This is a genomic window from Methanosarcinales archaeon, from assembly GCA_014859725.1.
Taxonomy (GTDB): domain Archaea; phylum Halobacteriota; class Methanosarcinia; order Methanosarcinales; family Methanocomedenaceae; genus Kmv04.
This window is the reverse complement of the sequence record JACUTQ010000048.1, coordinates 1-13,858: the sequence shown is the minus strand read 5'-3', so window position 1 is coordinate 13,858 and position 13,858 is coordinate 1. Positions and strand designations below refer to the sequence as shown.

The following is a 13,858-nucleotide window of genomic DNA, read 5'->3' as shown; positions in this document are numbered from 1 at the left end:
AATCGTCCGATAGTAAAGTAAAACGTATTAATGTCTATTCTGGTAAACGATTATCTTTCCAGCGTCACAAGCAAAGAAATGAACACTGGTACGTGATCAAAGGAATCGGGCTGGTACGCCTGAATGATAAAGAGTTCCAGCTTCAATCCGGAGATTCAATTGACATCCAAAAAGGTGCCTCGCACCGGATAACTAACCCCGGCCAGGATAACCTGGTCTTTATAGAAGTCCAAACAGGAGAGTATTTCGGTGAAGACGATATCGAACGTATAGAAGACGATTTTGGACGCGAATAATTAATCGCTGAGGAGGACCGGAGTATGAAAAAGCGCTCAATTCCTGCATCATATGGGTGGGTCTTATTTCGCCCATCCCCTGGGTGTTAAGGAGTTGACAATATAAATATGCCAGATAATTCATCACACAACCAATATATTAAACGGCATGAGGGGAACCCTATTCTCACGAAGGAACATATTCCCTATCCTGTGGAAACTGTTCATAATGCAGGAATGGTCAAGCATAATGATCGATACATCATGCTTTTTAGATCCCACATGCGGAATGGTCGTTCCATTATAGGAATCGCAGAATCACTTGATGGATTTCAGTTTACAGTTCATGACAAACCGTATGTAATCCCGGCAAAGGAAGGTGTCTTTGCTCAATACGAAGAATATGGTGTGGAAGATCCCAGGATTTGTGCAATTGATGGTGAATATCTGATTACATATAGCGCCTATTCAAGATATGGTGTACGAATTGTCCTGGCCAGGACCTTTGATTTTCGGCAACTGGAGCGAGTGGCCCTGATATCTCAGACCGACATGCGTAATGTGGTGATTTTTCCCCGGAAATTCAATGGACAATATGTGCGGCTTGACAGACCTCATTCACAGATTGCTCCGTGGTCTATCTGGATCTCCTATTCCCCTGACCTCATTCACTGGGGACACTCAAAAATAGTGATGAGGCCGCTGCAATATCATTGGGATGAGATGAAGATCGGTCCGGGCGCAACACCTATTAAGACCAAATACGGATGGCTTCATATCTATCATGGGGTGTTCTCTACAATGAGCGGTGGGATCTATCGCCTCGGCGTGGCTCTCCATGACCTGAATGATCCTTCAAAGATCTTAGGAGTTGCAGATGACTGGATCTTACAGCCTGAGGACACATGGGAAGTAACAGGATATGTTTCTAATGTAGTCTTTACCTGCGGAGCCATCGCAGAGGATGACGGGTCAGTAAAAATCTACTGGGGTGGAGCGGATCGGGTTATGTGCATGGGAATTGCACAAATTGATGATCTGGTGAATCTGTGCCGTGATAATCCCAGATTGCCATTATAATGAATGAGGGATCATATTCAAGTACTAAATCATGGATGCATCTCTTGATTCTTTCCATTCGAGAGCTTTTTCATGATTATTCAACATAATAAATTAATTACTCTGCGTTCTATTTTCAGAGAGCAAAGTAAAAGTAACCACTTTAGAAAAAAGTAATACAAACTTGGAAATATGTGGGCCCGCGGAGATTCGAACTCCGGATCCCCGCCGTGTAAAGGCGATGTCATAACCGACTAGACCACAGGCCCAATATGTTTTCGAAGTTGAAAATGGGTTTCAAGTTCGAACTCTACATGTAATTAGTGATATATAGAGTTTTTCAGTTATTCTGGCTTTGGGACAAAATTTGCTTATTCCCCAATTCGATACCATTTAGATTGAATTTCTCCCATAACCTCAAGATATCCAACTCTTCGAATATCATGTTCATGTGAATAACTTAAATAATAAAGAATCTAAAGGGTTTTCCATATTTTATATAGTAGTGTGCGGGTGGTAGATAAAATAGCACTAAAGGAAATAATATTGATCTTCGCAGTCCTGCTGACAGTCCTGGTACTTGCACTCGGAGGAAATGCAAGGGCTTCTCCGCCTGATGAGGAATGGAACCGGACCTATGGAGGGAGTGGCATTGATAGAGCCAATCATTTCCAGCAGACCTCTGATGGCGGATACATCTTTGCAGGAACGACATGTTTATACGAAAAGTGTTCCAGTGATATCAGGCTTCTGAGAACCGATTCAAACGGAAACGAACAATGGAAAAAGACAATTGGACTTTCTTATGATAGTTCTTTTGACTTAATTCAGCAAACCCTGGATGGGGGCTATATCCTTGCAGGACGGACAGTGTCATCTGGAATGACCAATCGGGACACATGGGTCGCAAAGATTGATGCAAATGGGAATGAGCAGTGGAACAGGACCTTCAAGTTAGATGGCTATGAAGGGACATCTTATGTCTGGCAGACCTCAGATGAAGGATATGTATTGGCAGGTCATATTTATACAAGAAAGTATCCAGACCCAAAAGGTAAGATAGTATATACTGATTCTGATGCCTTGCTCATCAAAACAGATAAGAACGGCAATCCGGAGTGGAACAAGACATTGGGGGGATTGAAAGATGAATGGGGCAGGATTGTTCAGCAGACTTCAGACGGTGGCTACATCCTTGCAGGAGGTACAGAATCATATGGTTCGGGCAAAAGTGATATCTGGCTGGTGAGAACCGACCATGAGGGAGAAGAACAATGGAACCAGACCTATGGAGGGAATAGCAGCGATTGGGCAAATTCAGTCCAGGAAACTTTTGATGGAGGTTTCATAATTGCAGGGGGCACCGAATCCTACGGTGCCGGACACAGAGATCTCTTTCTGGTGAAAACCGATCTTAACGGAAACGAGCAGTGGAACAGGACATTTGGAGGGGAGAGCTATGAATTCTATTCCCATTTAGAGCAGACAACTGACGGCGGTTATATTCTTGGTGGAAGAACGTGGTCATTCGGTAGTCGTTACTGGCTTATAAAAACCGATGCAGACGGAAATATGCAATGGGACCGGACATTTGACCAAAGACTGGAATCTTTCCTGCAGATATCTGACGGCTGTTTAATATTGACCGGAGATAAAGGGTTGAAACAGGATAGAAACATCATGCTGGTGAAAACCAATCCCGAAGGTGAGGAGCAGTGGGTGAAGAGCTTTGAGGGTGATACCATACACTCTGTGCTGCAGACTTCTGATGGCGGCTATGTCCTGGCAGGAGATAAGGACTCTGATTTCTGGCTGGTAAAGTTATCAAAGGAAGGACCGGTACCCACTGCATTATTCAGATACAATCCGGGATATACCGGCGCAAATCAAACCATAACATTTGATGCATCGGCGAGCTATGACCCGGACGGGAACATTACCAATTACCAGTGGGATTTCGGAGACGGCAATCTCACAAACACCACTGAAAAGATAATTTCACATTCCTATGATCTGAAGGGCAAATATTACGTGGTTTTAACATTGATGGATAATGACGGTGCCATGAACTCAACCGGCAGAGAGTTAACTGTTCAAAAGTTAGCACCGCCAGTTAAGAAATGGGACAGGACCTTTGGTGGTACTGGTGATGACAGGGTATATTCCATGTGGCAGACCTCAGATGGGGGCTATATACTTGCAGGTACTTCACATTCATATATCAAAGGGCACCGGCATACTGATGCCAGGCTCGTGAAAACCGATCCAAACGGAAATTTTGAATGGGAAAAGTTCATCAGAGGCAGAGAATCTGATGAGGTATACTCTATTGTCCGGACCAATGATGGTGGCTTTTTAATTGCAGGAAGAACCTATGATGCAGACTCCATCTGGATTATGAAAAGCGACTTTGAGGGAAATGAACAGTGGAATGATACTTTTGGAGGTTATGGATTTGACAGAGTCAAATTTTCTGACCAGACCTCTGATGGGGGCTTTATATTTTCAGGATCAACAGCATCGCATGGTATTGTTTCGCATAGTTCCTTGCTGGTTAGGACTGATCCGGAAGGATCAGAGCTCTGGAACATGACATATGGAGGGACCGGATTTTATTCTCTGGAGCTTTTCAGTAAGACCAGGGATGGTGGTTATCTCCTGGGCGGGATCACAAGTCCATTAGGTTCAAGCGACGTCTGGCTGGTAAGGACTGATTCAGAAGGAGTTGAGCTATGGAACCGGACCTTTGGGGACCCTGACAGTAATGACAGGCTGTATTCCTTTCAGCAGACCTCTGACGGCGGTTATATAGCGGCAGGAAAAAGGAAATCTGAAGGAACTTCCAATGACATATGGGTGATGAAGACAGATTCAAAGGGAAAACTGCAATGGCAGGAAAGCTTTGGAGGGACTGGTTATGATGTGGCCAGGTCAGTCCTTCAAACACTTGATGGGGGCTATATTATTGGGGGAGATCTTGATTCATGCAGTAACGAAGGCATTGATTTTTGGTTGATAAAGCTGGGCGGGATATCAGGTGAACCGGAAGGTGGGAATATACGAACTGATGGCGAACCAGTAAAAACTCCGAATATACCGGGTTTTAGTGCATCAGTGTCGGTTTTGGGCTTGATGGTGTGTGTGGGTTTGGCCAGGCGGCGGCGGTGATGGGGGAGATTCTCTTATTAAAAAAGAAGTTTGAAAAATAGTGGCTTAATGTGAAACAATTTAAATTAAGGAGATGAACAAATGGTAAATGTTGGAATGAGTTATGATACTTCCGAATTTGCCGTTGAAAGCATCAGGCAATGGTGGACAGTTTGCCATTATCCTCCTGGGACAAATAAATGGAACAAGATTGAACATTGCATGTGATTAATTTGTACAAGTTATTTTTCAGTGACCCCTAAGTACTGTGGACATAATAATCTTTAATTAGCAGGACATAGTAATACAGACCCTCTGACATGAGGATTTTCAAATGACTGATAAAGACGATAACAAAGACTATATGGAGATAAAGATGAGCGGCGGCTGGTTTATGACAATAACAATGGCGACCAGTGAGAGATTTGACAATGAATATGTAGAGATTGCAAAGGAACGCAGCAACCAGAAAAAAGCTCGTTTCAATTTGAATCCAAAATATACAAGAAAGCTTGGAGAAGCTTTGATAAAATTTGCAGATGCCAATGATCTATAATTTTTTTACCAAAAAAGTTCTCACATAAAATCGGCCAGACCCATCTGTTTTGAAACATCGCTCTCGAACAACGATTTAATCTCCAGGTTCATAAGTTCCAGCCGCTGTTTTGTATAATCGCTCACTTCATATTCATAAGCGATCTTGATTGCCACTTCCATATACTTCTTGACAGACCCTTCATGCACAGTTAGCACGATCTTGCCGTTGCATTTTGGACATGTTCCTCTAAGCGGCGGCCGTCTGAATTTCTTATTACATTTGACACACCGTACCTTCTGACGTGAAAAAGCCCTTAAATTTCCTATAAGGTCTGGCAGGAAATGGGATTTAATAACCCTTTCAGCCACATCCCATTCATCTACAGCTTTGATCTTGCGTGCCAGATTTAACTGGGCATTCATTTTTTCTATCATGGTACCCAATGTCTTGTATGCACTGTTATCAGGTCCCATAGCGATATCTGACACGTCATGGGTGAACCCCCAATTATCATACTGCTCCGGTTTACCCAATCTACTGCTTACTGTGTCCATAAGAGGTTCCAGGTCTTTAGGATTAGCATATTCTAACGTGGCCTCGTAGAACTCTAGAGGATATCTGCGCATCAGATCAATGTTATGGGCCTCCTTGTCCACTTCCCTGGGATCTATACGGGTGGTGAGTACCAGAGGTGCATCCATCTGTCCACCCCTCTTATCTGGAAGGTATGATCGCGAAAAATTCAAAACTCCATCCATTAAAAGCATCACACAATCTTCATCCCCATCGCAGTTGCGCCGCTTAGCTGCATGGAAAAAGGGGTGGGCATAACCCACAGATGCTTTAGTAAAACCTATCAACCGGCCCAGAACGCCAGCAGAGGTGTGTGGAGCTAATCCTATGACCAACGTTCCTATGAGATCATTTATGGACTTTGAATTATAGTACGGTTCCTGGCCATAATATTTTACAAGCAGGTCGTCGATGAAACAGGAAGTCTTTAGCAGATATTCTCCACAGTCAAGTGATACTACAACATCCTGGACCTTCAGTCCTAATATCTGGCTCCCATTCACCAGTTCAGCACCATCAATATCTGTAGTGTATCCCTGTTTTTTCATGGTTTCGACACTTACCCCGATCTCGTCAGGCCTGATATGGGTCAGGGGCAGATCTGACATATCATAACGTACAGTTCCGTCCTTGAATGTGACTATGCCATGCTTCGACCTTAGAATTCCTTTTTCAATGGGTTCAGGGGTCTTGTGTTTGGATGTCAGGCCGATTACTCCTTTCAGGTTGTCCAGGTTATCCCTCTCGCCAATATTCTTGAAAGCTCTGAGGTATTCATCCTTGAAATTGATTAAAAGCATGTTGGAAGATATGGTTTCTTTACCACATTTCGGACAGGTTTCCGAATTGGTCTCTACGGCACACACAGGACAGTGCAGTTTTGGACGGGTGGTTCCGCCGCATTGAGAACAAATATTTCTAAAGGTCACGGCACCGCACTGCACACAAGCCCGGTTGGCTATCTCTACTTCAATTGTCCCGATATTTTCCTTAAAAGACCTGGAATAATTCTTGGCCTCAATAAGGGACCGTTTCTTGCCTCCAGCATCGCCAATTGGGAATAGCACATGAGGGGCTGGTTTCATCTCACGCCTATTAGATTTTTCAGGCCGGCCCATACGGCTTCCGATCCTATATGGGGCCCTGTTTCGAATAGTAAGTTTCCCCAGATTTTGAACCAGGTCAATCGGGTCAGGGAAATCGTCTGCAAGAACATTATTTTTGCGCAGTAATGAATTATCTAATCCCAGGCATCGTATCAGGGGACCAACCTGGTCGATAATAATCATATTCTCAGAGACTTTATGAGGCACCAAAAGGGTCTCAAGGATAAGTTTAATCTCGTTATCATTGGGAATTGATAGAAATCCCCCGTTATTTGCACCATTTTGTTCTACAAATTCTGAAAGCCTGATAATATCTGATTGTGTAACATCATGCCAAAAGTATGTGTATTCGGGATGAAGCGGGATATGGAATGTATCAGATAGTTCAAGTGCAACAACCCAATCAGGTTTTATAAGTTCAGATTCCTTGAAAGGGACCTCCTTTCCCATGTGAGCAGCACTTCTATTTAATTCCTGAATCCACCATTCAAAACAATAGGATGAAGGAACCAGTATGTGATTGTTCTCCAGAAAATCACCATAATTGATCAAAATTTCCCCAATATCCAGGATACTGGATATGGAACTCCTGATCTGCTTTGCTTCTTCAACAGTATCTACTCTCATGACCTTGCCATTGAACAAACGTACAGTAGGGCCTTCCAGACTGTCCACAGGTGCGATTCCCAGAGCTTTTCCAGGTCTCTCAACCTTTACCTGCGTACCTGTTGCGAGGAAATCATCCATCAATACCATGGTAGCCGGACTGACCCCACCTCCGGCAAAACAGGTATTGCGGCTTCGTCCGTACCTGAGCCTGAAACCACCAGGTCTGGAAGGATATGAAAAAACGGGTCTGCCAGCTATCAGGTCCTGGAGGTATTTGTCCTTTGGTTTGACCTTGACACCATCTTCTTCACTTTGGTCATCGTCTTCCTTTACTCCTCCAATAAAACCATCAAGCCAGTCCCATCCGTCCAGCTTGAGATTGGTCACATGTTTTTTTATCTTGGGCGCCTTAAGTGCCAGACCTTCAGCTAATACCAGACACATTCCTCCCCGTACCCTGTTAGTAGGGATGCGTGGTAGATCCCTGTGGCCTTCCACCTCTGCATCTTCAGTTGGCTCACCATCAATACAGACCGGACAGTTCTCAACAATTAACCGTATCTCTTCCTCTGAAGGAGTATACTGCAGGCTGGCAACTCGCCTGTACAATAATATTTCCTCCACATAACGCTCTACTTCTTCCTGGCTGGGCTTGTACCTGTCAATATTCATGCTTCGCCTGACAAAATCTGCTACCAGGACCGAGAGTGCCTGTGCGGTTCCACCGGCACTACGAATCGGGCCTGCATAATAAACTCTAACAAACCTGGAACCGTCAGAATTGGTCTCCACAGCTACCCTGTCAATCCCTTCTATGGGTGCTGCCACCACCCCTTCGGTCAACATTGCCACTGCAACCCGAACAGCAGTATCGAGAGCCTGGCCTTCCGAATCAAAAGTGCAGATCTTCCCGCCTGCTACATCTACTCCAATCTGCAATGCAGCTTCTTCCCTGCTCATTGTTATTTCCAGTTCCCTGATACGAGCGGCCACACCTTCAACTCTGATTAGTTTTTCAACTCTGTCTGCCAGGTCCTTTGCCAGAGGAATTTCTACAAAGGGCTGTGGGTCAAGCCCTTTTTTCCTGGCATTATCAGCGATCTCCATTGCTGAATGGAGCTCTTTTTCCAGACTATTAAAATAATCAAGCATTTGTTCACTGGCAGCTATCTCTCTCATGATACCTCTGGATGATATTATTGAAAATGGTTTCATTGTTTATAAAATATATAAAAGATTTCGTTGACTTTATATTCCCGAAAAGATATAATTAACCTCAAAGTTTATCATGTTTAAAAACAAATAGAATTACTTAAGAATAATATTTATGAATAGAGTGTATCGTAATAAAAGCACTTAATTTAAATATTATTAATCAGAATTAACTATGTATATAATGAATAAAATTTGAATGTAAAACAATAATAGATGTGATGATTTATGAGAGCCTCGGAAGTTAGCGTTTTTGATGAAAAAGACCTGGAATTTATAGAAATCTTGAGAAATCTCAATATTTCACGTAATGTTGCCTCGACCCTGGCTTACCTTTCTAGTGTTGAAGAGGCCACATCTAAAGATTTGGAAATTGGCTCTGAACTTAGACAACCTGAAGTCAGTATTGCAATGCGTGAATTGAGGAGTTATGGTTGGATAGATGAAAGAGAAGTTAAAAAAGAAGGCAAGGGCAGGCCAATGAAGATCTATAAACTTGCGGTTCCAATGCCTGAAATTGTTGTCCATCTTGAAAAACAAACCATGCAAGAAGCACAAAGGTCAATGGAAAATATAGAAAAACTCAAAAAATTGCAATTGAACAAATAATTATTCAGATTGCTTAACTCTTTCTTGTTATAGCTTTTTCCTCGCAAAGAATCCAATCATTTGGCTATGATAGCCACTCAATGTTAAAGAGAGCCATATATTTTTTATATAACATCCCATGTTAAGTGCTGAATAATAGTAATCCTAATAAATATTATTGCGTTTCAGGAGATTATATGGATTATTGGATCACCCCAAAACCGCGAGAATTCAAAGCGAAACGACCTTTATTCCTCTGTGTACTATCAAATACGGACACAGCCAGAATCCCTGGTATTTCGGCAGCAGGAAAATCGCCGGAGGTAATCGATTTTACTCCGGCAGGGGATGCTGAGCTGGTAACACTGGGCAGAACAATCTGCCAGAAAGAACCGCCAATGACTGACAGTAGTCCCACACCGGCCGTAATTACCCGGGCGGCTCTGCAAATGACCGGAATACCGTTTTTGTTCATAAACAGCGGCCTGCGGATTGTACCCCAGATCCCTCTACTGGATGTTGGTGGAAAACCGGGAGCTGACATCAGGACCGGACGTGCAGTACCGGATGCGGGTTTAGTGTATGAAAATTCTGCACAATTGGGGCGCCAGATAAAAAGTCTTTCAGATTTTGTAATTATAGGCGAAAGCATTCCAGGAGGCACAACCACTGCTATGTGCGTATTGAGAGCATTGGGTATTGACGGCAGGGTAAGCAGCAGTGATCCCAATAATCCTCTGGATATTAAAGAAAAGATCGTTGAGACATCATTAACTACAGCAGGAATATCCAACGGGGATCTTGCCAATGACCCGATGCGTGCTATTGAATGTTTTGGGGATCCCATGATGGCCAGTGTTTGTGGCCTTATGGATGGATTGGGAGATACTAACGTTGTGTTGGCAGGCGGTACACAAATGATGGCAGTACTGGCATTGGCAAAACAGATGGGGATTAAGGGAAATTTTTCTATTGCTACCACGAAATTCGTAGCAGAGGATAATACTGCCAGTTTTTTGGAGACGGTTTCAGCCTTAGGTTTTATTTCCTACATTGTAGATCCGGGATTTGACCGCTCAAAGAATCCAGGACTTAGAATGTACGAATCAGGTGTTGTAAAAGAAGGAGTTGGTGCGGGAGGTGCAATGTTAGCAGCCGGACTGTTCGGTATAGGTCAACAGGAATTCAGGAACCAGGTTGAACTGGTCTGCGATCAGCTATTTAATCTCTGATTGATATTATTCCATAATCTTGGTTTCTATGTCATCGATCATATTATTCATTTTATCATACCATACGTCGACATTGTGCTGGATCATCTCTTTCAATTTACAGGGATCAAGAGCTATGTAAGCATAATAATAACCTCCCCCTTCGATGGTCCTGGTCTCCCTATAGACCAATCCACACGACATAAGGTTCTGAAGTGCCCTATAAGCAGTACTGCGTTCTCTTTTCAATAGTCCACCCAATTCTTCTGCTGTCTTCGAACCATGAAGCACAAGCAGTTTATAGGTTTCCAGATCCAGGTTCTTAAGTCCAAGCACGCATTTGGCAATGTCAGTGCAATTAAAGTTCCCATGGATCATTTCGGGAATGGAGCTGGGCATGTTTTTTACCTCGTTATTGTTATGTTGTTTTGATCAGTAGTAAATGATAAATACAATATTGTACAGTTTGTACAAAACCATTGTAATAATAGATATGGTTACATAAATAATTATTGATGGATAGTATGGAAAAGGAAAAATACATTGTCTATCATCTTTCTGGATTGAAGGCTTGAATTTGCTTTAAGCAATCCTTCAATGTACCATTACCTACTATGTGGGGTATTATACTCTTTCGGCGCATCACATCAGCAGTTTTTGGACCTATAGCGATTACGAGTTTACCTCGAAGATCAGCAGCACCTGCATCAGCCAGATCGAAGGATTTGCCGCTTGTAAAAAAAACGGCATCGACATCATGCAGGACGTCCCTGAAATCTGTATTTGATGGGACCAGGTGGTATGCAATCCCTTCGATCGCCCGGGCTCCAAGTGAGGTTAGCGTTACAACAAGCTCGGGGTTTGGAACATCAGGCCGGACTATTCCTATAGTTTTATCCCTGATCCGGTTGCCAAGATGTGATGCAAAATGATCTGAAGAGAACGATGAAATGGTTTCACAGTCATATCCTTTCTTTTTAATGGCCTCTGAGGTCTTCGGACCCACGCTGATCATGGTTATCCCATCAGGAATATTATCACATCTTAAAAGGAAGTACTTAACTCCCATAGTACTTGAAAATAATAAAAATTCAACATCTCCTGAGGCCACTTTTGAACATAACATATCCAGTGAGGAAGTGTCAGAAGTGGGTTTTGCCATCAAAGTGGGAGCCAATACTGCTTCATGACCATATTGTCTGAATAGCTCAACAGTACCTTCAGACTTTTCTTCAAGTCGGGTTACGGCAATTCTCATTGGTGTATATTCTACTTATATTTAGTAAAACATTTGCTAAAACTCCCATTACAAAAAATTTTCATCATATCATAAAATTTTGGATATCTTCAACATTAAACAGGATTTAGAGCAACAAACCGTTCTGTTTAAGCATATGAAGACCTCGTACTTTTAGTACGGGGATAGTTATTCTACAGGAATGGCGAATTCATGCTCGGGAAAATAAAATAGTTTTAAGATATTTTTTTCCAAAGTTCTAAACAGGTGCCAATTCAGGTTATATAAATATGGAAAAATTTAGTAAATGTTTATAATACGTCAGTAGTAAACCAATAATATCAGTTTATGAAAGGTTAATAAAAAACAAATAATCAAATAAGCAAATAAATCAGAGGCAATTAAAATGGCATACTCACTCATAGAAGACCTCCCTAAAATCGTTTCACAAGGAAAGAAGGAAGCTCTGAAAATCTTAGATGGACTCTCTTCAAAAAGCAGAGGGTGGATACTTCGGGCAGGCAGTATCAACCGATTATAAAAGCGAATGGTTCAACAGGCTTATCTATGGCGATAACCTTCTTGCCGTGCAGGCACTTCTGGCAGGCAATGACAATACTCCGTCCATGCGTGGAAAAATTGACCTGATTTATATTGACCCGCCGTTTGATTCAAAGGCTGATTATAGGACAAAGATTTATCTGTAATGTGCAAAATTTATAAAAAGAACTGAAAAATATGGAGTGATTTTAGATGTCATGGGATGATGGTTTGGAGCCACCACATTTGAACATAGCAGCTTATCCAGATTCACCTTTAAGAGTACTTGCTGGACCCGGTACAGGGAAAACATTTGCTATCATGAGAAGAGTATGCCGACTTCTTGAGGATAGTGAAAATCCAAAAAGCATTCTTCTTGTAACATTTACAAGAATGGCAGCTAAAGACCTTGTGAGGAAAATATCAGAACTTGGAATCGAAGGTGAAGATGATATTATTGCAACAACATTACATAGCTTTTCTTTCTCAATGCTTCAAAGGGAGCAAGTTATTGAAGCGACAAATAGAACCCCCAGACCATTACTTAAATTTGAAATGGAACCTCTTTTGCACGATTTGAAATATATGGGCCTCGGGGGTATACGTGACTTAAGGAAAAACATTACTGCCTATGAATCAGCGTGGGCTAAGCTGCAACGTGATGAACCTGGGTGGACACAAACTGATCAAGAGAGAGAATTTGAGTTTAAATTGGTCTCATGGTTGAAATTTCATGAATCTATGCTTATCGGTGAGTTGATTCCAATTGCACTTGAATACTTACGTTATAACCCTGCATCTCCGTATAAAGTGAAGTTTAATCACATTATTGTTGATGAATATCAAGACCTGAATAAAGCTGAACAAGTATTAATAGATCATCTTGCAGAAGGTTCAAATTTATCCATAGTAGGTGACGACGACCAATCAATTTATGGATTTAAGTATGCTCATCCAGAAGGTATTCGTACATTTGATTCGACCCATTCAAATACACATGATGAAATTTTAGTTGATTGCAGACGCTGCCCAAAATCAATCGTTCGAGTTGCAAAAGAATTAATTTCAAGAAACACTCGGTATCCTAAGGATTTGTATGAAGTATCAGATATGACAGACGGAGAAATCCATCTCTTGCAATGGAAGGGGATGAAAGCAGAAGCAAAAGGCGTATCCCAAATCATCAATTATTATTTAGATAATGAGGGAATCTCTCCTGGTGAGGTTCTAATATTGGCACAAAGAAAGGATATTGCTCATTTGATTTCTGAAGAATTAGATAACTTGAATTTGAAGACTATCAACTCTTATGACGATGAGATATTAAAAGGTAATAAAATCGCTCAAGAACGATTTATTCTACTTAATCTTATAGCTAATCCTGAAGACAAAGTAGCTTTTCGATGCTGGTTAGGTTACCCTAATCAAGATTGGCGCGCAAAACCCTATTCTATACTACGAAGTCACTGTGAAGAGAGTAGTGATTCTCCATTCAAAGTTTTGGAAAAAATGAGTTCTGGCCGATTGGATTTGGCTGGGTGTACTCCCCTTATTGATCGATATGTGGAATTGATTGATAATAAATCGGATATTGAAAATAAAAAAGGTCTGGAATTGGTTAATGCGTGTTTCCCAGATGATATTGAGGAATGCAGAAATATAAGAGACCTATCGTTGGGAATATTAAAAGAAGATATGGCACCAAAGGAATTGTTCAAAATACTGGTAGAAAAAATAAGTAAACCAGAGATACCTCAAAAAAG

At 41.9% G+C, this 13,858-nt stretch carries 11 protein-coding genes, 1 tRNA gene and 1 pseudogene; 9 read left to right on the top strand and 4 right to left on the bottom strand.

Annotated features, from left to right (window positions below; all coding sequences use genetic code 11):
- Together IBX40_05755 and IBX40_05750 are read left to right on the top strand one after the other, a co-directional pair.
- On the top strand, nt 1-296 hold a 296-nt coding region (locus tag IBX40_05755; protein MBE0523820.1), incomplete at its 5' end, for a phosphomannose isomerase type II C-terminal cupin domain.
- 108 nt (nt 297-404) lie between these two features.
- Nucleotides 405-1,355, top strand: a complete 951-nt coding sequence (locus tag IBX40_05750; GenBank protein MBE0523819.1) for a glycoside hydrolase family 130 protein — start codon at nt 405-407, stop codon at nt 1,353-1,355.
- 174 nt (nt 1,356-1,529) lie between these two features.
- Here the strand turns inward: IBX40_05750 and IBX40_05745 are convergent.
- Nucleotides 1,530-1,603 (bottom strand) — tRNA-Val (locus IBX40_05745).
- A 244-nt stretch (nt 1,604-1,847) separates the two neighbouring features.
- On the opposite strand from IBX40_05745, the gene IBX40_05740 reads away from it, so the two are divergent.
- The 3 genes and pseudogenes from IBX40_05740 (at nt 1,848) to IBX40_05730 (ending at nt 5,037) form a co-directional block, all read left to right on the top strand.
- On the top strand, nt 1,848-4,502 hold the full coding sequence (locus tag IBX40_05740) for a PKD domain-containing protein (GenBank protein MBE0523818.1): 2,655 nt from the start codon (nt 1,848-1,850) through the stop codon (nt 4,500-4,502).
- An 84-nt stretch (nt 4,503-4,586) separates the two neighbouring features.
- A pseudogene (locus IBX40_05735) lies at nt 4,587-4,706 on the top strand (hypothetical protein).
- A 109-nt stretch (nt 4,707-4,815) separates the two neighbouring features.
- Nucleotides 4,816-5,037, top strand: coding sequence for a hypothetical protein (locus IBX40_05730; GenBank protein ID MBE0523817.1), 222 nt, complete (start codon nt 4,816-4,818; stop codon nt 5,035-5,037).
- Nucleotides 5,038-5,057: 20 nt separating this feature from the next.
- Here IBX40_05730 and IBX40_05725 read toward each other — a convergent pair whose 3' ends face one another.
- Nucleotides 5,058-8,486 carry a DNA polymerase II large subunit gene (locus IBX40_05725; GenBank protein MBE0523816.1) on the bottom strand — a complete coding sequence of 1,143 codons (3,429 nt, stop codon included), beginning with the start codon at nt 8,484-8,486 and terminating at the stop codon, nt 5,058-5,060.
- 261 nt (nt 8,487-8,747) lie between these two features.
- On the opposite strand from IBX40_05725, the gene IBX40_05720 reads away from it, so the two are divergent.
- Both IBX40_05720 and IBX40_05715 read left to right on the top strand, forming a co-directional pair.
- On the top strand, nt 8,748-9,128 hold the full coding sequence (locus IBX40_05720; protein MBE0523815.1) for an ArsR family transcriptional regulator: 381 nt from the start codon (nt 8,748-8,750) through the stop codon (nt 9,126-9,128).
- A 176-nt stretch (nt 9,129-9,304) separates the two neighbouring features.
- Nucleotides 9,305-10,339, top strand: coding sequence for a TIGR00303 family protein (locus IBX40_05715; protein MBE0523814.1), 1,035 nt, complete (start codon nt 9,305-9,307; stop codon nt 10,337-10,339).
- 6 nt (nt 10,340-10,345) lie between these two features.
- On the opposite strand, the gene IBX40_05710 is transcribed toward IBX40_05715, so the two are convergent.
- Nucleotides 10,346-10,717 carry a TrmB family transcriptional regulator gene (locus IBX40_05710; protein MBE0523813.1) on the bottom strand — a complete coding sequence of 124 codons (372 nt, stop codon included), beginning with the start codon at nt 10,715-10,717 and terminating at the stop codon, nt 10,346-10,348.
- A 151-nt stretch (nt 10,718-10,868) separates the two neighbouring features.
- Nucleotides 10,869-11,576 (bottom strand): uroporphyrinogen-III synthase, encoded by a 708-nt coding sequence (locus IBX40_05705; protein MBE0523812.1) that lies wholly within the window; start codon nt 11,574-11,576, stop codon nt 10,869-10,871.
- A 458-nt stretch (nt 11,577-12,034) separates the two neighbouring features.
- Here IBX40_05705 and IBX40_05700 point away from each other — a divergent pair, with 458 nt between their 5' ends.
- A complete protein-coding gene (locus IBX40_05700) occupies nt 12,035-12,262 on the top strand; it encodes a hypothetical protein (protein ID MBE0523811.1) in 228 nt (75 codons plus the stop codon).
- Nucleotides 12,263-12,308: 46 nt separating this feature from the next.
- Nucleotides 12,309-13,858, top strand: a 1,550-nt coding sequence (locus tag IBX40_05695) for an ATP-dependent helicase (GenBank protein MBE0523810.1), incomplete at its 3' end; no start/stop codon positions are given.

Excerpts from the sequence above, each read along its gene's own strand:
- IBX40_05750 (MBE0523819.1), top strand. The coding sequence starts at position 405 with ATGCCAGATAATTCATCACACAACCAATATATTAAACGGCATGAGGGG.
- IBX40_05730 (MBE0523817.1), top strand. The coding sequence starts at position 4,816 with ATGACTGATAAAGACGATAACAAAGACTATATGGAGATAAAGATGAGC.
- IBX40_05725 (MBE0523816.1), bottom strand. The coding sequence starts at position 8,486 with ATGAGAGAGATAGCTGCCAGTGAACAAATGCTTGATTATTTTAATAGT.
- IBX40_05720 (MBE0523815.1), top strand. The coding sequence starts at position 8,748 with ATGAGAGCCTCGGAAGTTAGCGTTTTTGATGAAAAAGACCTGGAATTT.
- IBX40_05715 (MBE0523814.1), top strand. The coding sequence starts at position 9,305 with ATGGATTATTGGATCACCCCAAAACCGCGAGAATTCAAAGCGAAACGA.
- IBX40_05710 (MBE0523813.1), bottom strand. The coding sequence starts at position 10,717 with ATGCCCAGCTCCATTCCCGAAATGATCCATGGGAACTTTAATTGCACT.
- IBX40_05705 (MBE0523812.1), bottom strand. The coding sequence starts at position 11,576 with ATGAGAATTGCCGTAACCCGACTTGAAGAAAAGTCTGAAGGTACTGTT.
- IBX40_05700 (MBE0523811.1), top strand. The coding sequence starts at position 12,035 with ATGGACTCTCTTCAAAAAGCAGAGGGTGGATACTTCGGGCAGGCAGTA.